The sequence below is a fragment of the Niveibacterium microcysteis genome (assembly GCF_017161445.1).
GTDB classification, from domain to species: Bacteria; Pseudomonadota; Gammaproteobacteria; order Burkholderiales; family Rhodocyclaceae; genus Niveibacterium; species Niveibacterium microcysteis.
In genome coordinates, this window is record NZ_CP071060.1 from 4233311 (window position 1) to 4252272 (window position 18962).

16 protein-coding genes are annotated in these 18962 nt (G+C 64.9%); 6 read left to right on the forward strand and 10 right to left on the reverse strand.

Translation table 11 applies throughout. The annotated features are described in order from the left end of the window. Positions 1-41: 41 nt before the first annotated feature. Both JY500_RS19215 and JY500_RS19220 read right to left on the reverse strand, forming a co-directional pair. Positions 42-392 carry a hypothetical protein gene (locus JY500_RS19215; RefSeq protein ID WP_172203445.1) on the reverse strand — a complete coding sequence of 117 codons (351 nt, stop codon included), beginning with the start codon at positions 390-392 and terminating at the stop codon, positions 42-44. 68 nt (positions 393-460) lie between these two features. Continuing rightward, on the reverse strand, positions 461-2095 hold the full coding sequence (locus tag JY500_RS19220) for a methyl-accepting chemotaxis protein (protein ID WP_206254222.1): 1635 nt from the start codon (positions 2093-2095) through the stop codon (positions 461-463). A gap of 496 nt (positions 2096-2591) precedes the next feature. On the opposite strand from JY500_RS19220, the gene JY500_RS19225 reads away from it, so the two are divergent. Further along, a complete protein-coding gene (locus tag JY500_RS19225) occupies positions 2592-2762 on the forward strand; it encodes a hypothetical protein (protein WP_172203447.1) in 171 nt (56 codons plus the stop codon). 38 nt (positions 2763-2800) lie between these two features. On the opposite strand, the gene JY500_RS19230 is transcribed toward JY500_RS19225, so the two are convergent. Beyond that, positions 2801-3355 (reverse strand): GNAT family N-acetyltransferase, encoded by a 555-nt coding sequence (locus tag JY500_RS19230; protein WP_206254223.1) that lies wholly within the window; start codon positions 3353-3355, stop codon positions 2801-2803. A gap of 187 nt (positions 3356-3542) precedes the next feature. On the opposite strand from JY500_RS19230, the gene JY500_RS19235 reads away from it, so the two are divergent. The 4 genes from JY500_RS19235 to JY500_RS19250 all read left to right on the forward strand — a co-directional run bounded on the left by JY500_RS19235 (position 3543) and on the right by JY500_RS19250 (position 6932). Beyond that, complete coding sequence (locus JY500_RS19235) at positions 3543-4025, forward strand: MarR family winged helix-turn-helix transcriptional regulator (RefSeq protein WP_172203449.1); 483 nt, start codon at positions 3543-3545, stop codon at positions 4023-4025. Further along, on the forward strand, positions 4022-4504 hold the full coding sequence (gene arsN2, locus JY500_RS19240) for an arsenic resistance N-acetyltransferase ArsN2 (protein ID WP_206254224.1): 483 nt from the start codon (positions 4022-4024) through the stop codon (positions 4502-4504). Before JY500_RS19235 ends, arsN2 begins: the two co-directional genes overlap by 4 nt. After that, positions 4501-5067 (forward strand): arsinothricin resistance N-acetyltransferase ArsN1 family B, encoded by a 567-nt coding sequence (locus tag JY500_RS19245; RefSeq protein ID WP_206254225.1) that lies wholly within the window; start codon positions 4501-4503, stop codon positions 5065-5067. The genes arsN2 and JY500_RS19245 overlap by 4 nt, the downstream gene beginning before the upstream one ends. Positions 5068-5201: 134 nt before the next feature. Then, a complete protein-coding gene (locus tag JY500_RS19250; RefSeq protein ID WP_206254226.1) occupies positions 5202-6932 on the forward strand; it encodes a glycoside hydrolase family 17 protein in 1731 nt (576 codons plus the stop codon). Positions 6933-7007: 75 nt separating this feature from the next. Here JY500_RS19250 and JY500_RS19255 read toward each other — a convergent pair whose 3' ends face one another. The 7 genes from JY500_RS19255 to JY500_RS19285 form a co-directional block, all read right to left on the reverse strand. Continuing rightward, complete coding sequence (locus tag JY500_RS19255; protein WP_172203453.1) at positions 7008-7892, reverse strand: AraC family transcriptional regulator; 885 nt, start codon at positions 7890-7892, stop codon at positions 7008-7010. A 180-nt stretch (positions 7893-8072) separates the two neighbouring features. Next, entirely contained in the window at positions 8073-9089 is a 1017-nt protein-coding gene (locus JY500_RS19260) for a substrate-binding domain-containing protein (RefSeq protein WP_172203454.1), read from the reverse strand. Further along, positions 9086-9970: a glycoside hydrolase family 16 protein gene (locus JY500_RS19265; protein WP_206254227.1), complete on the reverse strand. Its 885-nt coding sequence runs from the start codon at positions 9968-9970 to the stop codon at positions 9086-9088. Before JY500_RS19265 ends, JY500_RS19260 begins: the two co-directional genes overlap by 4 nt. Next, the gene (locus JY500_RS19270) at positions 9967-12228 is read right to left on the reverse strand and encodes a glycosyl hydrolase (protein WP_206254228.1); all 2262 of its coding nucleotides are present in this window, start codon (positions 12226-12228) and stop codon (positions 9967-9969) included. Before JY500_RS19270 ends, JY500_RS19265 begins: the two co-directional genes overlap by 4 nt. Before the next feature lie 79 nt (positions 12229-12307). Then, positions 12308-13018 (reverse strand): putative glycoside hydrolase, encoded by a 711-nt coding sequence (locus JY500_RS19275; protein WP_206254229.1) that lies wholly within the window; start codon positions 13016-13018, stop codon positions 12308-12310. A gap of 218 nt (positions 13019-13236) precedes the next feature. Further along, on the reverse strand, positions 13237-14145 hold the full coding sequence (locus JY500_RS19280) for an SHOCT domain-containing protein (protein WP_206254230.1): 909 nt from the start codon (positions 14143-14145) through the stop codon (positions 13237-13239). Positions 14146-14211: 66 nt separating this feature from the next. After that, positions 14212-17574, reverse strand: coding sequence for a hypothetical protein (locus JY500_RS19285; RefSeq protein WP_206254231.1), 3363 nt, complete (start codon positions 17572-17574; stop codon positions 14212-14214). Positions 17575-17912: 338 nt separating this feature from the next. On the opposite strand from JY500_RS19285, the gene JY500_RS19290 reads away from it, so the two are divergent. Next, positions 17913-18947, forward strand: coding sequence for a LacI family DNA-binding transcriptional regulator (locus tag JY500_RS19290; RefSeq protein ID WP_172203459.1), 1035 nt, complete (start codon positions 17913-17915; stop codon positions 18945-18947). Positions 18948-18962: the final 15 nt, after the last annotated feature.

Genomic DNA, 18962 nt, shown 5'->3' on the forward strand with positions numbered 1-18962 from the left:
TCATCCGAAAACGCTGCGGCCCATGTGGCGACGCAGCGGTGCTACGCCTCGCCGAGCGCCTGCGGCGGCCCCCAACCCTGCGCGCCGAGGACTTCGAGCATTTGCGCACCGGCCTGCGTGAAGTGCAGCTCGCTGCCCGGCGCCACGCCGAATGCGCTCAGCGCTTGCCGGAGCACGGCGCGCGCCCGGTCAACCTGGGCGGCCTCAATGTCGATGCGGTGAAAGGCAACCCGCGTGGGCCGACCATCGGGCACGCCCTCGAGTGAGGCACCCCAGCCGATCACGGCACCGGTCGACTCCGCCGCGAGCGCGGTTTCGAGCGCTTCGTGAAGCGTGTGCGCTTGGCTCGCCAGCGTCTCGCTGACGGGAATTTTGATGTAGATGAAATCCACGGGCCCGAGTGTGCGCCAGCTGCGTCGGCAGGTCGACACCGGCGCGAGCGCCGGTGGCCTCGATCCGATCAAACGTTGTATTGCGCCACCGCCTTGCGCATACGCTCGACGTTTCGGTGCAGCGCATGTGAGCAGCGCTGCGTCGCATCGGCGACGGTCAGGTTCTCCTCCGTCAGGCGGGCAACGTTTTCGACGCTCTGTGCCAGCGCATTCATCGCACTCGCCTGTTCCTGCGACGAGAGCGAGATCTCGCCGACGCGCGTGAGCGTTGCGGTCATCTCGGCGTTGATGCGCGCCAACGCGCGCTCGGCGTCGTCAACCAGCGCAACCGACGCGCTTACCTGATCCACGCTGTGCTGCATGCCGCTCACCGCGTCGTCGGCCTCGGCGTGGATGCGCGCGATCATCGCGTCGATCTCTTGCGTGGCCGCGGCGGTCCGCTCTGCGAGCTTGCGCACCTCGTCGGCCACGACCGCAAAGCCGCGCCCTTGCTCGCCCGCGCGCGCGGCCTCGATTGCCGCGTTGAGCGCGAGCAGGTTGGTCTGCTCGGCAATTTCCTTGATCACGCCCGCGACCCGGCCCACTTCGGTCATGCGGCGGCCAAGCTGCGCCACGGTTTCGGTCGAGTTGGAGATCGCCTCGGCGAGCCCCTGAATCGTCTCGCCTGCCTGCAGCGACACGGCCACACCCTGCTCGGCGGCGGAGCCGGCACTCAGCGCAACCCCGTGGGTGTCATTGGCATGCAGGGCAACCTCGGAGATCGAGACGGTCATCTCTTCCACGCCAGACGCAGCCGACGACGTGATCGCGCTCTGCTCGGCCGCCGCACCATGGAGGCGCTCGACACTGCCGTGAAGCTGATGTGTCGACTCGCCGACTTCGCGTGTAGCGTCCTGCACGATCTGCAGCGTTGCCCGCGTTGCCGACACAAGCGTGTCGAGCTGCGCAGCGATACGGCCGATGCGATCGTCGCTCCCAGGCGTGAGCGAGGCGGTGAGCTCCCCGGTCGATAGCGCCCCTTCGAGAAAGGCGTCGATGGCATCGAGCCGGCGGTTGGTTTGCGGCATGTGCACCGCCAGCAAGTAGAGGCCCGCCAACGCGGTAAAGCCGGCCGCAACGAGCGTCGCAGTAATGAGCGCAGGGCTGGCCAGCAGTGCGCTCGCAACCGCCATCAGTGCCATCAGTACCGCCAGCGTGACGAAGCCTGCAACGCGCGTTTCGTGTGCCAGCAGCCCGGCACGCACGCGGCCGTGGCTGCGCCGCACCCGGCCATCCTTCACGCAGATGCTGCGGTCACCCTCGCGCAAGCGGCGATACGCCGCTTCGGCGGCTGCAATCTGAGCCTTGCTGGGCCGCGTGCGCACCGATTGATAGCCAACCACCTGGCCGTGCTCTCGCACCGGCGACACGTTGGCAACCACCCAGTAGTAGCCGCCGTCGCTGCGCCGATTCTTGACCACCCCTTTCCAGGGCCTGCCGGCCTTGAGGTTCTGCCACATGTCGGCAAAGGCCGCTGGCGGCATGTCCGGATGGCGGATCAGGTTGTGCGGCTCGCCCAGCATGGCCTCGGGTTCATAGCCGCTGATCTCTGCGAAAGCACGGTTCGCTTCGGTGATGCGGCCTTTGAGGTCGGTGCGGGAGTAGATGAAGACCCCGTCGGGCAGGATCGTCTCGACTTGGGTGACTGGCAGGTTGGTTCGCATGCTGGGGTTCCGGGGGGCTACCAAGCGAATTCGGGGCGCGTGGCTGCGACAAACGCAGCGACACGCATGACATGGCCCGGTGCCGCCGCCGTCAATTCACTGAAACCGCGGGCGTAGCGAATCGGGAGTCAATACCCTCTTTACGGCACCAAAACGCCAAAATTGATGGATCTGCGATTAAATCGATTGATCGCACGATATCCCGCGGCGCAGGCGCCCGGCTGACGCAAATCAGCCTCTTGCGCATCCGCTCAAGCACCGGCGGAAACGCTGATCGATGGGCTTGTTGGATCGCCGGCACAGGGCAAGCGCGTTGCGGCCGAGGTGTTTGCGCCGAACCAACCAGCCGCATTTTCTGCAGCCTGCCCCCGCATTGCTGCGGTTCATCGCATGGCGGTCGCGGTAGCCCGTTCCGGTCGCCATCCTTCACTCAACGCAGCACCGATCGAGACCGACGGAGGCTGTCCCCCCAAGTCAAAGAGTGAGAGGAAACATCATGAAAACCCAACTGATCCGCCAACACCACAAAGTCCTCGCCGCCCTGCTGGCCATCGTGGGTACCGCACTGTGCCTCGGCAGCACCGTCGTTGGTTACGAGCAGGTCGCCGCACAAGCCGTGGTGCAACAACCGACCGCGGTGGCATCGGCCGAAGCGCATCGCAGCTGAGCCGCCGCGTACCTGGCGCGGCCGCAGATCCGCAGCCGTCAGCGCGAGTGCGCGCCACCCTGAGGGCGTGACAGAACATAGGTATGTTCGACGCAGGGTTCGCCCTTGAAGACCGCGTCGGACGAAGCGATGCGGCGCATGCCGACCCGCTCCAGCAGTGCAATCGAGGGCGCGTTGCGGGCGTCGGTAATGCCCCGCACCTCGGCCACGGTGGTGGTCTGGAACAGCAGCTGCGCGGCAAGGCCGAGCGCCTCTTGCGCAAATCCGCGCCCCTGGGCCGGCCGGCTCAACGTGAAGCCGATTTCGGCGTGGGCGCCATCGGCTGATACGCAGATGCCGATATCGCCGATCAACTCATAGGTCGCGCGTTCGGCAATGCCGAGCTGCACCCAATCGGCACGCGGAAAGATCGGCGCCATCGCCATCGACGTGATGAATGCCAGCGCGTCGGCGTCGGACTGTGGCTGCCAACCCTGGTATCGCGCCAGCGCGGTGTCCTGCCGGTAACTCTGGAAAGCGGCGAGGTCCTCGGCACGCAGGCGTCGAAGGGTGATGTGCGTGCCGTGCAGTGGAAGGGGATCAAGCGGGTTCATGCGGTCCTCGTGGAAACGCAAACGGCCGCGCATGCGATGCGGGCGGCGGCCACCGCGGATGTGCGGTGACGGGACGTGACGATACTCCTCCGGTATGACAATTACGGTGCTCGGATGCCATTGGTTGCTATTGACAACCATGTTCGGAAAGATCAGAGTTCAGCAAAACCTGATCGATACGCACGCCATGACCGAACTGCCACCCAATCCAGGTGAGTTGCTGCGCGAGGTAGCGCGCCTCTACACCCGCGCACAGCGCGCCGCAGCCGAATGCTGCGGCACCACCAACACGCAGTGCCACATCCTCACTGAACTGGGGCGCAGCGGCCCGATTCCGCTTTCGGAGCTGGGCGCGCGCCTGTTGCTTGAGAAGAGCTGGATCAGTCGCGCAGTCGAAAGCCTTGTGCGCGATGGTTTCGCCACCAAGGAGCCGAACCCGGCGGATGCGCGCAGCTGGCTGGTCACCCTGACCGCGGCCGGACAGCAACGTGTGACGGCGCTCAACGCCACGCTAAACGGCCATGCGGACGGTTTGCTGACGCCGCTCGGCAAACGCGAACGGGAAGACGTAGCGCGATCACTGCAACGGCTGCGCGACCTCCTGCTCAACGACAGCCGCCCCGCCTGTTCCCCATCGCGAACCGACACCAAGGGATCCTCATGTCAATGAACACCCTGTCCATCCGGCGCGCCAACGCCCAAGACTGGCCTGCGGTCGCTGCGCTGCTGGCGCGGAACAAGCTGCCGCGCGACGGCGCCGAGGCGCACATCGATGACTTCTTCGTCGCCACGCTCGACGGTGGAATCATTGGTGTTGCCGGCACTGAAATGCGTGGCAGCGTGGCCCTGCTGCGTTCGGTCTCGATCGACGCAGCACATCAAAACGGCGGACTTGGCAGCCGGCTCGTCCGCCACGTGCTGGCGGATGCGGCGGCGCGCGGCGTGCAGGACATCTACCTGCTGACGACGAGCGCCGCAGACTACTTTCCGCGCCTGGGTTTCGCCGTGGCGCGGCGGGAAGATGTACCCACCGCCCTGCTCGCATCCGCCGAGTTCCAGGGCGCATGCCCGTGCAGCGCGAAGCTGATGCATCGACGCCTCGGTAACGCGCTGGCCAAACCTCGCATCGCTGACGCGGTCAACACATGAAGATCCGCGTCGCGACACCTGACGACGCAGGCGAGATCCTCGCGATCTACCGGCCCTTCGTTGAGCACAGCCACACTTCGTTTGAGCTGGTAGCGCCCAGCCTGACCGAAATGCAAAACCGGATTCGCGACACACTGCCGCGCTTGCCCTGGCTGGTCGGCGTCGATCCACAGGGCGCCGTGTGCGGCTATGTGTATGCCAGCCGACACCGGGAACGGGCGGCCTACCAGTGGGCGGTGGACACTACCGCCTACGTGCGTGAAGACATGCGCCGCACAGGCGTTGGTCGCAATCTGTACGCGGCACTCTTCGAGCAACTCATGGCGCTTGGTTACTACCAGGCCTTCGCCGGCATCGCCCTGCCGAATGCAGCCAGCGTTCGTCTGCATGAAGCCATCGGCTTTGAATCAGTTGGGGTGTACCGCAAGGTCGGTTTCAAACTCGGCAACTGGCACGACGTCGGCTGGTGGCAAAAATCACTCTTGCAAGCACAAGGTGAGCCGCAAGCCCTGCGTGAATTCAACGCCACCTTGAGAAACACCGCAAAGCTTATCGTCCCGTAGTCAAAACCGGCCAACCCGATCAGCAATCCGGGTCATGGTCGAACACGGCTGCAAGCTCCTATCGTGTCTCATCGCCGCAATTCCTGTGCTGCGACGGCGCATCTGCGCACGACCAAACGATTAAGGAGACATACGTGTTCGCGTTCGACTTACGAAGAAGAAATCTGCTTGGCTTGGCTGCCCTCGCGGCCAGCCTGGTCCTTACGGCTTGTGGCGGCGGATCATCCGACCCCGCCCCGACGCCGACCCCCACGCCGACGGCGCGCGAGCTGCGCCCGCTGAGCGCGGAATTCAGCTCGCGCAAGGCTGTGTCGTACTCCGGCTACCGCGGCGCTGACCGTTCGACGGTGCCTACCGCCGCCGAAGTTCTGCAGGATCTGCAACTGCTGGTGCAAGGCAACTTCCGCCTGATTCGCCTGTTCGACAGCTCGGACGCCCATGCGGCAAAGACGCTTCAGGTGATCAAGGACAACAACCTCGATATCAAGGTGCAACTGGGCATCTGGATCAGCGGCCCGAAGGCGACTTCAGACGCCGACAACCTTGCCGAGATCGAACGTGGCGTCGCGCTCGCGAATACCTATAAGGACATCGTCCTCGGCGTGAGCATCGGTAACGAAACGATGGTCGATTGGTCCGGCCTGAAGGTGCCGCCGGCCGATATGGCCGCGTACATCGCCGCAGTGCGCGCGCGCATCACGCAACCCGTGACCACCGACGACAACTGGGCGTTCTTTGCCAACGACCAGAAGAAGTACGACACCAACAAGGTGCTCGACGTGGTCGACTACGTTGCGATGCACACCTACCCGCTGGCCGATACGCCCTGGGGCCTGTGGGATTGGCAACAAGCCAGCGTGCCGGCTGACCAGCGTGCGGCGGCCATGATGGATGCCGCGCTCGCGAAGGCAAAGAAGGACTACAACGCCGTTGCCGCCTACGTTGCCAGCAAGCAACCGAACATGCCGATCGTGATTGGCGAGACGGGCTGGAAGAGCACCGTCACCGGCGGTGAATCGCAACGCGCTCACCCGGTCAACCAGAAGATGTACTTCGACCGCATGGCGGCGTGGACCAACGGCCCGAAGGCGATCTTTACCTTCGAGGCATTCGACGAGCCATGGAAAGGCGGCGACGACGGCTGGGGCCTGTTCGATGTGAACCGCCTGGCAAAGTACGTGGTCTACGACCTGTACCCGTCAAGCCAGCGCCAAGCTGCCACCTACACGCTGGCCGACGCGGTGTACTTCGTCCCCGCAGCGTCGAACCCGCGCATCACCGCGAACACCTACACGCTGTTCGCTGACACCGTTGCGACCGATTCGGCGGTGCCCGCCGGCCCGATCACCCCGCTGACCAGCTGGATGGCTTGGGACGGCAACACCGCAGTGGGCAGCATCGTTACGAGTGGCGCCAGCGAAGGCACCAACGCACTCGAGATCACGCCGGCGCCTAAGGACTGGGGCTGGGGCTTCTTCATGCAACTGGCGAACCCCGATGACCTGACCAACTTCAACACCGCGACGGGCCACATCAACTTCAGCATCAAGACCACTTACCCGGGCAAGCTCGAAGTCGGCTTCTTCACCGGCAGCACCAACGCCAACACCGGCACCGACGTGTATCTCGCGATTGCGCCGGGGCAGTATGGCTATGTGAATGACGGTGCGTGGCACACGGTATCGGTACCGGTCAGCGCGATTGCTGCGAAGGCGGCGCCGGCTTACGGCCAGCCGACCACGGCTGTGCTCGACATGACCAAGGTGTCCAATGGTTTCGTGATCGCCGACCGCTATGCGGTAACCGGCACGACCGGCAAGCCGACCGCGAAGGTGCTGGTCGACAACATCTACTGGTCCAAGTGATCTTTGATCGCGATGCGCGGCACTGACGCGCTCAACGAAAAACCCCGCGCCACCGAGCGGCGCGGGGTTTTTGTCTCACTCGCTCAAGGGCATGCAGAGCTCGACCGAGATCGGGTCTCCGGTCGGCGTGACTTGCGGCGCGTAGTGCTCGACGAAGGGCTCTTCACTCAAGCCGTGACCGCTGTTGGGAAGCCATTCGCTGAGCATCGACAGCCACGCTGCTGCGATACCCGCGCGCGGGCCGGCATAGGCCAAACAGGCGTAGAGGCCACCCTCGATCTTCTTGCGCGAGATGCGCTCGCCACGCGGCTCCCAGCCGTCCGGCAGAAGTACGCAGGCATCGTAACGACAGCGAACCGGCGGCGTGATGAGCGGATCGTCCAGCGCCATACCAAAGCGCGGCTGCCCCTCAAGATGATTCGCGCGAATCCAGTCCATGCATGTCGACCATGCCTCGTCCGGCGTCTCCTGATAGCTGCCGCTCAAACGGAAATAGGCAACAGTGCGGTCCGGTTCCCAACGCATGCGCACATCGAGCCCGGCGCAGGGGCGGTCATCGCAGGCGCGACCCTGTACCGGATCCCAGTGTCGGTAGCCACCCGAACGCCATGCGCTCGGACTCATGCCGAAGTGCTGCGAAAACGCGCGCGAGAACGCCTCTGCCGACGTGAAACCGCAGTGCTGCGCGACGATCTGAACCGTGACGGCGGGGTTGTGTACCAACTGCCCACCCGCCTTTTCGAGGCGGCGGTGACGAATGAAGTCCTGCAAGGTCTCACCGGTCCATGCGCGAAAGATGCGGTGGAAGTGAAAGGGCGAGAAGGCCGCCACCGACGCCAATGCTTCAAGGCGCAGCGGTTCGGTCTCCGCCAGATGGGTATCGATGAAGTCCAGCACCCGGTTCATGCGCTGGGCGAATGCGGCCGCCTTGTCGTGGCGCTTGTCCTCGATTCTCGGCATGGCCAGTCACCCTCGCTGACTCGGGCACCCCGCCCCGATGTTCACGGCGTGCGAGGTCGTGCCCGGCTGACGCCGCGGGCGCTGTCGTGTTGCTGTCCTCATCCCATCCTCCTCTTATGCGGCGCCGTCATGCGGCGCCTTTCTATGAAAGCAATTGTGTGCCCCCCGGCACGGACAATGTCAACGCAGGCGTCGCGTGCTGCCGCGGACGACAAGTTCAAGTGGCGGCACCGCTGGCAGCGCGTCCCCCGCGCCGCTGACGAGATTCACGATCTGCACCGCAGCCGCACTGCCGAGCTCGCGCACAGGCTGCCGAATCGTGGTCAGCGGCGGGTCGGTACTGAGGGCTTCCACGGCGTCGTCAAAGCCGATCAACGAGATGTCGTCCGGCACGCGAATACCGTAGCGCAAGAGCGCCTGCCGCGCGCCGCAGGCGGACAGATCGTTGGCCGCGAATACTGCGGTGAAGGCCGTCGCGCGTTCGAGCAGCGCATGCATCGCTGCGAGCCCGCCGCCCTTGAGGAACCCGCCCTGCACAACCAGATTCGGATCGAAGCGCAGCCCGGCCTCTTCAAGCGCCTGCCGATAACCGCTCAGCCGATCACGCGCATCCTCCTGGTCGGGCGGGCCGGCGATATGCGCGATTCGCCGGTGCCCCAGCGATAGCAGATGCCGCACCGCGGTGAGTGCACCAGCGCAGTTGTCGATGCTGAGCGAACGCAGCCGTTCGCCATGCGCCTTGCGCCCGGTGACAACAATCGGTACCTCCTCCGCAAGCCGTTGCAGCAGCACATCGTCGAGCACGCCACAAGGCAGGATGACACCCGCGACGCGCCTCGCGACCAGTGCCCGCACTTGCTCGGCCTCCTCACGCGCAGACCAGTCGCCGCAGACACGCAGCATCGTGTAGCCAAGCGATGTCAGCTGCGCGTCGATGCCCTGCAAGAGCGCGTCGAAGTAGCTGCTCTCGGACGCCTGCACCAGCACGCCGATGGTCCGCGGCGCACAGGCCTGCGTTGCATCCGCCGGCGCACCTTCGGTAAGCAGCGTGACAGCCTCTTGCACCGCACGCCGGCGCTCGCCAGACACCCCGCCCGACGCATTGAGCACACGCGCGACGGTGCTGACGGACACGCCCGCGCGTGCTGCGATCTCTGCCATCGAGACGCCGGGTGGCGCCTTACCCGACGTGCTCATGATGCCGGTTGATAAACCCGCACATAGTCCACTTCCATCTGCACCGGGAAAATCGTGTCATCCACGGAGCCACCCAGAACGCCGCCGATCGCAAGGTTCAACAGCAGGTACTGGGGCTTGTCATAGGGCCAGCCGCCATAGCCGTTGCCGGGGTTGGCGAACATGAAGTAGTTCGTGTTATCCACCCCGATCACGATGTAATCTTTGGTCCAGTTGAGCTGATAGTTGTGGAACGCCGTGCAGGCGTCCGACACCTGCGTGCTGCCACCACGCTGCGTACCGTTCATGTGGTTGTAGAACTTGGTGTGGATCGTGCCGAGCACGGTCGAGGGCGCACTCCCGACCTGCTCCATGATGTCGATCTCACCGTCGTCAGGCCAGGCCCCGCCGGTGCCGAGCATCCAGATCGCCGGCCAGGTGCCGCGACCACATGGCAGCTTCGCGCGGATCTCGTAGAAACCATAGGTCCAGCTGGCCTTGCCGCGGGTCACGAGCCGCGCCGAGGTGTAGTTCTGCCCACCCCAATCCGAAGCGGTCTTCTGCTGCTCCTTGCGCGCCGTGATGACCAGCTTGCCGTTGCTGACGACTGCGTTCTCCGCGCGGTCGCGCGCGTAGTACTGCAGCTCGTTGTTGTACCAGCCGGCCTGGTTGCGATCGGTGTCGTACTCCCAGCGCGAGGCATCGGGTAGGCCGTCGACATCGAACTCATCGGACCACACCATCTTCCAGCCCTCCGGCACGCCGCCAGCGGGCATCGTTGAGCCGCCGCCACCGGTGCCTGAACCGGCACCAGCGCTTGCATCGCCGCCACCGCAGGCGGCAAGCCCAAGGCCCAGCGCAGCGGCACAGATGTAGGTACGAGCACGTGCAAAGTCGTTCATGGTTGCTTTCCTTGAGTGCGCGCTGCGGAACGCGGTGGCACGACGAGTCGTGTGCCATCGCTGAAAACCACCGTGCGAGCGCGCGGGCCAGTGTTGTAAGCGAGATAGGTGCGTACGCCATCTGCGCGGCGGAACACCGAGTACAGCGGCGCGTCTGCGCCGACACTCAGATCCGGGCGCCCGTAAGCAGCGAGCGTGTTCATCCAGTGCCAGGTATGGCTGCGTGTTTCACCGTCCTCCACCGCGCCCTTCGGGTTCCAGCGTGCGATCGCGGTCTTCGCGTCGCTCAGGGCGTGGTAGCCGAGCAGGATGTCCTGCCAGATGTCGCGCGGCGCCTTGCCATCGCGTGCGAGGAAGCGCTCGAACTCGGCGTCCATCGCGTCGAGGTTACGCAGGATGTAGTCCGGATCGGCCGCGAGGTAGAGCGATGCAGTGGTGAGCGGCAGCAGGTTGATGCCATGCACCTCGCGCGGATCTTCGGTCCACCAGGTGGTGTGGATGTACTTGTCACCCCACACCATCGCCGCATCGACGTTGCTGTACTCGGGCGCAAACACCTTGTGGTGCAGGTCGAACCAGTAGTGCTTGAGCGCCTCGATTTCGGTGGTGTAGAGGTAGATGCCCGCATCGCGAATCCGCTTGTTACCGGTGGCCTCGCCCCACAGGATCATGCCCGCCCAGGCATTGATCGCCTCGGATGACGACTCCTGATTGTTGCCGTCGAAGAACGGCGCGCCGCCGGATGCCCAGGAATGCCCCTCGTAGGCATCGAAGTGCCGCAGGCGCGGGAACATGCGGTTGGCCGGGTCGGTATTGGCGATGTCATCGATCATCAGCTCGACCATGCCGCCCCACTTGTCGCGCTTAGCCCAGTCGGGATCGCGCAGCGCAATCTGCGCCGCGGCGAAGATCCAGTAGCCGTAGTGGAAGTGGTGGTCGTTGAGTTCGTTGGCAGAGCCGTACTCGTCCGGATAGCCGATCAGCGAACCCACCCGTTTGTTGTAGTGGAAGTAGCGCTCCACTTCGTCACCCGGAGCAAACCAGCGCTGCATGCGCGCCTTGGTCGCGGCGAGGATCGCATCGCGATCGCTGGTGCGGCCCATCGCTTCGACGATGCCCATCACCTGCACGGCGCGGTTGAAACCCTTGCCCTCCCAGTACGTGCCGCGGCTGCCGAGCAGCTGATCGGGCCCGAACTGAAGATCTTCGGCCAGGAAGGCGTCGAGCTGCGCACGCGCGGGGCCTTCCGCCAGTGCCGGCCAGGTCGGTACGAAACCGCGGTAACGGTAGCGTGTCTGGAAGCTGTTGCCGCTGATGAGCTTGAGCTCGCCACGGATCGATTTGTAGCTCAAGGGCAGCACCGCGGGCAGCTGCGGGTTGTCGTGCCACTGGTGCGGATACAGCGCGAAGACCGTGCCCTTCTCGGTTCCCTCACGCGGCTGCGTGGTCGCGAGATAGGTCGTGGTGAGCTCGCTGCGCTTCTCGTCGTACTGCCAGCTCACCTTGGTGTCGGTGATGAAGGCAAAGGCGTTGCGCCGCAGCAGTTTCACCTGGGCGGCATCGGCCGCCGGCAGCACCGCAACGCTGAAGTAGCCCTTACCCTTCGGCAACACGAGTTCGAGCGACACCGCATCGGCCTCGCGCCACTGGCCACCCGCTGGCGCATACAGCGCATAGGCGCGATCGCCGACTGCAATGCCCAAGGTGCGGCCGTCGTCGGAGCGCGAGAACACCCGGTAGGGCGCGCTGGCCTTGAAGCGCACATCACCGCGCGTGATTTCGTAGAAGCTGTAGGGCGAACCGTGCGCGAGGGTGGCCGTCAGACGGTCTGCGCCGCTGGCCATCACGACATCGACAGCCCAATCGGAATAGCGCCCGACCCGTGCATCCGCCGGGGTGAAGGCTGTCGGCGCGATGCTCAGCCGTGAGCGATGCGGCGCAACGATGTCGTTCTCCTCGCGCGTTGCGCTGAGGATCGCTGCCGGCTTCGGCACATCCACCTCAAAGCCTTCAGGCGTGGGGCGATACGAGGCGGGCTGCGCGTAGAGCGGTTGCGGCCAGGGGGAGAAGAGCAGCGACGAGAACCATTTGTTGGTCGGCGCCGGGCCACCTTCATAGCGCACCGGCGGCAACTCGCGCTCGCTGCCGAGTTGCTGCGCTGCGCTGTATTGGCCAAGGCCGTGCTTGACCGTGTCGGCGCGGCTCGTCGTCGCACAAAGAGCCAGTATTGCGACGGCGGCGAATTTGATCGGATTCATCAGGACAACCTAGAAATTCAAAAGGCTCGATGTCGCGCGTGCGCCATCGAGCCTTTCTCTGTTACTCAAACATGCGCGATCAGCTACCGCACTTCATCGCCACATCGGCGTCCTTGGCCGCGCCGGGCACATAACGGACATTGGCAACCGACATCGACATCGGCTTGGCGGTGTAGATCACCCACGGAGTGTTCACGACCGGGAACTTGGTGCCGGCCTTCTCGAAGCAAGCAAGCGGGATCTTCACGGTGGTCAGCTTCTCGAGCGGCAGGCTCTTCAGGTAGGCCGTCGTATCGACCATGCCCATGCAGGGGTAACGGCAGTCGACGCGCACCAGCACCTGATCTTCCGGCGCCTTGTGCATAACGGCGTCGAATACAAGGGCGGAGTCTGCGTCAACGTAATCGACCTGATCGTGCGAGGTCTTCGACTGCGAGTAGATCTGGCCCACGCCACCGGTCCAGGTGACCTTGACGCCGTTCACACCACCCACCTTGGTCGGCTCGGCCTTGATGTTGCCGGCATCCATTGCGCCGAGACCCTTGTTCGGCACGATGAAGGCCCAGTTCGCCGGCGTACCGAGGAAGAGGACGTTCGGGTCAACACTACCTTGGTCGCCATAGACCAGCAGCGGCTGCAGCTTGCCGGCCTCGGCCGGGGCTGCCGCGGCGGCAGGCGCTGCAGCAGGCGCTGCACCGGGCGTCGATGCGCAGCCGGTCATCAGCGACATTGAAAGCGCAGTCATCGCCAGCGCAGCACCGGCGGAAAGCTTGGAGATCTCCTTGATCACGACATCCTCCTTAATGGACTTGGGTTCGCAGCACATTGATCGGGGCCCGGCTTCTTTGTCTGGATTCAGGCCTGCGCAAAGCCTAATGAAAGCGCTTTCATATTACAAGACGGTCACCTCAAACAGCAGGATGAGTCAGGTACCCTGCAGGATCAGGCGGATTTCAGCACTGCGTCGCGCCCGCCCGCGCGCTTGTACGCAGGCGGGTGCGAGATCAATCAGAGGTTTTTCAAGGCCTCGGCACGCTTGGCTTCGTACTCGGCTTCGGTGATCAGCCCTTGGTCGCGCATGCGTTTGAGCAGCACGAGGCGGCTTTCCTGCTGGCTGAAGTGGCGCTGCACAGCGGGGTCCACCGCCGGAGAGGCGGCGGGCTGCGCTGCCGCCGCAGGTGCGGCGGCCGGTGCCACGACGGCCGGGGCTGCCGGTGCGGCCGATGCAGCCGATGCCGCCGCATCCAGCTGGAAAGCGATCCAGTCGTTGCGGAGCACGCGCGCGCCGCTCTGGCCGGACTCAACGATCTTCACCCGCTCCGAACTCTTTGCGCGCTTGCCCGGATCAAGTGCGCGGGTCGGGCTGGTGCCCGGCCGCAGGCCAAGCAGCGCATCGGACAACTGCACCCCGACGATCAGCTGCAACGCCCCATCGGCATAGAACACCCTGCCGGTGTTCGTCAGCTTCGCACCATAGGCACCCAACTCCTTGTGGCGGCTGGTACTGACAAACACCAGATCCTGATCCGGGCCGGCCTTCGTGAGACTACCGGCGATCGCGCGGGCCAAGCGGGACACTTCGGCCTGCTCGAACAGGGCTACGGTGTCCTTGCCGAGGATCACCTGCACGCTGCTCAGCGCACGTGTCACCGCGTCGGCGGAAAGCTGAACCGGGTGCTGATTCGGCGCGCCTTTTTCTGCGCCGCTGCGCTGCTGCAGTTCGATGTAGTCCCACGGACTCAGATTCAGCCGATCCGTCGGATTCGCGACCCACACGGTGATGCGGCTTTCGCTGTCGCTGAACAGATCGGTGAGGCCGTCAAGCGGACCGGCGTGCGCCGCCGGCGCACCGGCGAAGGCTGCAGCGGTCGCGAGCGCCAGGCAGAGCCGGCGGGTGGAAAGGATCGATCTGTTCATGCTTGCCTCCTGATTCGAACCGGTCGGCGCGCCCTCGCGCCGCACCGGCTTGCGTTGTTGTCTTGCCTAACCGGTGGCGTCGCCGGCCTCCCGGCCAAGCACCACCGTCAATCGTTCGATTGCGCCATCGCGCAAAGCCTGCGCATGCGGCGCTGGCAGCTGACGGCCGCTGATCGTATGCCGCACGCCATCGTTGTAATGGACCCGATAGCCCTGCACCTGCACACCGTCCGGGCCCCAGGTGTCGCAACGCAGCGGGTTCTCCAGCACCAGCAGGCAGTCGCCAAGGATGCTGAATGCCAGCGAACCGGCCGGCAGCGTCGCTTCGCGTGCGACCTCCTTGCCGCTCGGCCCGGGCGCGACGATACCGCTTGCGCTGGCGCGCCGCACATGCCGCGCGTCGGTCGTAAACAGCTCACCGGGCAGCGCCGGGCGTGCTTCGAACACCAGCGCACCATCGTCGCCCTGGCGGAACGGCCGTTCGCCCAGAATCGCCAGCAGCAGCATGTTGTAGAACTCACTGGTGCTGCCCGACAAGCGCGCGGAGAAGCCATTGCCGTGCAAGGACGCATCCGGATTGGCGCTGGTGACGATGAAGGAGACGTTCTCGAAGATCGAGCGGCCGTACTGAGCAGGGTCACGCCACGGCACCAGACCGCTTTGCGCTGCCTGCCAGAAGCTGTCGTAGAGCCCCGCACGCAGCAGCTCGAGCAGGTACTTGTAGGCCATGTGCAGGAAGATCGACTCGTTCTCCAGCCAGCCCGGCGTAAAGGCTTGCAGGCGGCCGATCTCGAGCGGCATCTGCTGTGTCGACCCGCTCACCTTGTACATGCCAAGCGGTGCGTCGTAGAGCTCCGATTCGCGCACCCCGGCGGCAATCCGCGCGGCGGCCGCAGTGTCTTGCGCAAGCCGCAGCGCGTGCACGCTGCCTTCGATGAACGGAGCCACCGGCTTCGCTTCGAAGCGGATCGCGCGGCAGGTCTGCATCGGTTTGCCGTGCAACTCGCGCGTCATGTTGAGCGGCGCATATTCGACCAGGTCGAACATCCAGTAGGTGGTACAGATGCCTAGCTTGTCGTCGAACGCACGTGCAATGCCGGCAGCCAGCAGCTCGGAAGATTGGGCCAGCCAGTCGCGCAGATCGGCCAGTGGCCAACGGCGCTCACGGCCGGAGAGATCCTCCAGCAGCTGCAAACGATAGGCTTCGCGCGCATCGGCCGCCTGCGACCAGTATTCGAACGCGCTGATGCTGCCACCGAGGCGCACCGCAACAAGATGGCGGACCTCGTCGAGCAGCGTGGCGGCCTCTTCCGGCAGCGTCACGCTTGCGCCCTGCAGCGCGTAGTCGTCGCACCACCGCAGGATCAGCCGCACCAGACGCAACAGCTCCTGGCTCTCGTTGATCGACGAGCCGAACAGACCAGGCAGGCCGTTGATCGAATCGTTCCAGTTCGGCTTGTCGGCCTCCATCTCGATCCCCATACCGGCAGGGTCGAGGGTTGCAAGCTTCACCGTGGCAAGCAGGACCAGCTTGGAAAGCAGGCTGGAACGGTAGATCGCGCCATCGCGGGTGCGCACCTTGTCGGCCTCGCTGCTGCGCATGGCAATCAGTGCCGCCTTGCCTTCGTCGAGCTCCACCGCCTCGTACTGGCGTGGGCCGTTCGCTGTCAGCACGTACTTCTGCGCGCGCGGCAGCACCCGCACCGCATTGTCGAAGTAGCTGAAACGGCGCTCGGCCGTCAGCAGCGCCGCCATGCGATCCGGGAAGAGGCCTTCGAAACTCTCGATCAGGTCGAGGTTGTAGAACCAGTGGTCGGTCCAGAAGCCTTCGCCGTGCTCGGCGTCTTCGAGCTTGCGACTCGCCAGCACCAGTGCCGAAACCAGCTCGAACAGCGGCCCGCGCAGCATCGCCTGATGCTCCGCAGCCCAGCGAATCACCGTATCCGGAATCCACGGTTTCGCCAGCGCGCCGAGCAGGCTGTCGTGCAGCGCCGGCAGTACCAGGCGGTCGAGTGCCGGCTGCGCGGCCGCCACGTCGAGCTGGTAGCGCAGCCCTTTCACCACTTGCGGGTTGTAGCCGTCGAGCTGGATCAGGTTGACGAAGTACTCGATGTTCGCGGCGCCGACATCCGGGTTGAACCACACATCGTTGCGGCGGTTCTGGTTCACATCGCGGTAAGCGCCATTCCCCTGCGAGAAGTAGGTCGGCGCGAGACGGAACTGGTTGTAGTCGCGCTCGGTGTCACCATGGCGGCGCGAAAACAGGTACAGCACATCCCGCCGTTCGGCGTTGCCGATTGATAGCGGGTAGCCGCCACGCAAGAGGTTGTCGAGGAAGTTCTGGCCGGCATAGGCGTTGAGCCGCGCATCCTCGGTAACGAGAAAGCAGCGGTCCATCAGCGCGCGCACCAGTTGCTCGTTCTCGTCCGCCTTGGCGGCGAAGAAGGCGGGCGTGGCGTACTGCGGCAGGCGCGCGTTCCAGTCCGCAAGGCTATCCACCTTCGCGAACAGCGCATGCAAGGTCACCGATTCACCCGCCGCGAGGCTGACACCGCCATGCGCCAGCGCGCTCGGCGTGCGGTTGCCCGACTGCTGTTCGGCGCGCCAGCGGTACTGGCCGCCGACAAACTGCTCCGGGAAATCGAAATCGGTGACACGCCCGAACACTTCCTGCGGATCGATCACCGGGTCGAGCAGGCGGGTTTCGCCGCCCTGCGTGAGCGTCGCGAAGAAGGCATGCCCCTTGTCGATCGGCTTCACCTCGGCGGTGTCGGCGAAGGTCACCTTCAGCCGTGCGTAGGGCGCGCGCTGGTCGAGGTTGTCGACGGTGTACCACGCCTCGATCGTGCGCGACATGTGCTTCATGGCCCAGTCGTTGAGGCCGTAGGGCATGAACTGCGGCAGGCCATCGACAAGCTGCAGCACGACCGGCTCGGAGGCCGTGTTCGTGATCACCAACTCACGCGCCAGGGCCGCGACCGGCTCGTTCGGAATCGTGAAATAGCGGACCTGGAAACGCAGACCCAGCGCGGCATCCTGCTCTTCAAGGCGCAGATCCCAGGGGCTGATGCTCAAGTGACGCGACGGCTCGTTCGCGCGCGCAGCGAGGCTGTCACGGAAGGGCTCGACATAGCCGCTGCGCTCACCGCGCGTCCAGTGAACGAAGGTTCGGAAGCCGGTGCTGCTCGTCAGGCGGTAGGCCTTGTTGGCCGGCTGGAACTCGACGATCGCGCCGTCCTTGTCCTGCACACCAAAGCTGCTGACGCCCTGCCCGCGGTTCACGTAGAACGCCCACAGCGGCACGCCCATCACACCGGCGATGCCAGGAAAGAAGCTCGCGAAGGGCTTGGCGCGGTGATAGCCCTCGATACGGAAACGCTGCGGATCAGCCGGATCGACGAGGTAGACGGGTTCGGAGCTTGGATTCATCGTGGCACCAGGAAGAGAGCGTTGCCCCGAGCCGGCCGCGCTGCGCCGGACGCCGGGAAGTGATGGATGGTTCGGTTCTCTCTTCGCTCGAAGCCGCTTTTCGCGGGAAAAGCTTGCCTTGGGTCGTTTGAAGGGAACAGAATATTGAAAGCGCTTTCAATGCGCAAGAAGCTCAGCTCGCGCGGCACGGATGCCTGCAGTGCAGCAGTACGTCGCCCGCGCTTTGCGGCACATCGTCGCGTGATGCCGAAGAATTGGCACACTTGAGATGTCCGACAGACGCGATACGCGGCTGATCTGATATACAACCCTGAACACAGCTCGCCCCCCCGCACTTCATGACGACAGACCGCCCCATCCCGTCCGAACTGCCCGAGAACATCACGCTTGAGATGGTGGCGCGAACCGCCGGCGTATCTCCGGCCACGGTGTCGCGCATCCTCAACGGATCGGCGCGCGTCAGTGAGCGCAAGCGGGCCGCCGTCGAAGCGGTGATCAAGGAGCTCAACTACCGCCCGAACGCGCTCGCACGCGGGCTGGCTCAAGGGCGTACCAACAGTATTGGCGTGCTCACGCAGGACATTGCATCGCCCTTCTACGGCGAAGCGCTGCGCGGGATCGAGAACGCCCTGAAGGACACCGGGGCGATTCCGCTGATCGTCAGCGGGCACTGGCTGCTGCGTGACGAGGTGGAACGCCTCGAACACCTGCTCTCGCGCCGTGTCGATGGCCTGATCGTGCTGACCGGCAGCCTGCCGGACGAGATGCTGCTCCGCTACGCCACGGAAGTGCCGCTGGTGGTGACCGGACGCGACCTCGAAGGCCCCAACCTGATGAGTCTGCGTTTCGACGACTACGTCGGTGCACGCATGGCCACGCAACACCTGATCGATCTCGGCCACAAACGCATTGCGCACGTCGCCGGCCCGCTGGACCACTTCGATTCGATCGAACGCCTGCGCGGCTACCGCGAGGCGCTGGTCGACGCCGGCATCCAGCCGGACGACGACCTGGTGGTGCATGCCGACTTCCATGAGCCGGGTGGCTTGCTCGCGATCAACCAGTTGATCGCGGCACGCACGCCCTTCACGGCGGTGTTTGCGGCGAACGACCAATCGGCCTTCGGCGCGCGGCTTGCCCTGCATAGCCATGGGATCCGCGTGCCGGAGGACATTTCGGTGGTGGGCTTCGACGACCTGCCGGTCTCCAACTACGTCGTGCCGCCGCTGACGAGTGTCAAACAGCCCGCCTACGAGATGGGCGAGATCGCTGCGCGCGCGCTGGTTGGCATGATCCACGGCGAACCGGCGAAGGGGCGTTTGCCGCAGCCCGAACTGATCGTCCGGGCCTCGTCCCGCCCGCTTCGCCGCTGAGGTCGCGCGTAGCAA

What these genes read in the sequence shown, in the direction of transcription:
- JY500_RS19220 (WP_206254222.1), bottom strand. Translation starts at nt 2,095, where the DNA reads ATGCGAACCAACCTGCCAGTCACCCAAGTCGAGACGATCCTGCCCGAC.
- JY500_RS19225 (WP_172203447.1), top strand. Translation starts at nt 2,592, where the DNA reads ATGAAAACCCAACTGATCCGCCAACACCACAAAGTCCTCGCCGCCCTG.
- JY500_RS19230 (WP_206254223.1), bottom strand. Translation starts at nt 3,355, where the DNA reads ATGAACCCGCTTGATCCCCTTCCACTGCACGGCACGCACATCACCCTT.
- JY500_RS19235 (WP_172203449.1), top strand. Translation starts at nt 3,543, where the DNA reads ATGACCGAACTGCCACCCAATCCAGGTGAGTTGCTGCGCGAGGTAGCG.
- arsN2 (WP_206254224.1), top strand. Translation starts at nt 4,022, where the DNA reads ATGAACACCCTGTCCATCCGGCGCGCCAACGCCCAAGACTGGCCTGCG.
- JY500_RS19245 (WP_206254225.1), top strand. Translation starts at nt 4,501, where the DNA reads ATGAAGATCCGCGTCGCGACACCTGACGACGCAGGCGAGATCCTCGCG.
- JY500_RS19255 (WP_172203453.1), bottom strand. Translation starts at nt 7,892, where the DNA reads ATGCCGAGAATCGAGGACAAGCGCCACGACAAGGCGGCCGCATTCGCC.
- JY500_RS19260 (WP_172203454.1), bottom strand. Translation starts at nt 9,089, where the DNA reads ATGAGCACGTCGGGTAAGGCGCCACCCGGCGTCTCGATGGCAGAGATC.
- JY500_RS19265 (WP_206254227.1), bottom strand. Translation starts at nt 9,970, where the DNA reads ATGAACGACTTTGCACGTGCTCGTACCTACATCTGTGCCGCTGCGCTG.
- JY500_RS19270 (WP_206254228.1), bottom strand. Translation starts at nt 12,228, where the DNA reads ATGAATCCGATCAAATTCGCCGCCGTCGCAATACTGGCTCTTTGTGCG.
- JY500_RS19280 (WP_206254230.1), bottom strand. Translation starts at nt 14,145, where the DNA reads ATGAACAGATCGATCCTTTCCACCCGCCGGCTCTGCCTGGCGCTCGCG.
- JY500_RS19285 (WP_206254231.1), bottom strand. Translation starts at nt 17,574, where the DNA reads ATGAATCCAAGCTCCGAACCCGTCTACCTCGTCGATCCGGCTGATCCG.
- JY500_RS19290 (WP_172203459.1), top strand. Translation starts at nt 17,913, where the DNA reads ATGACGACAGACCGCCCCATCCCGTCCGAACTGCCCGAGAACATCACG.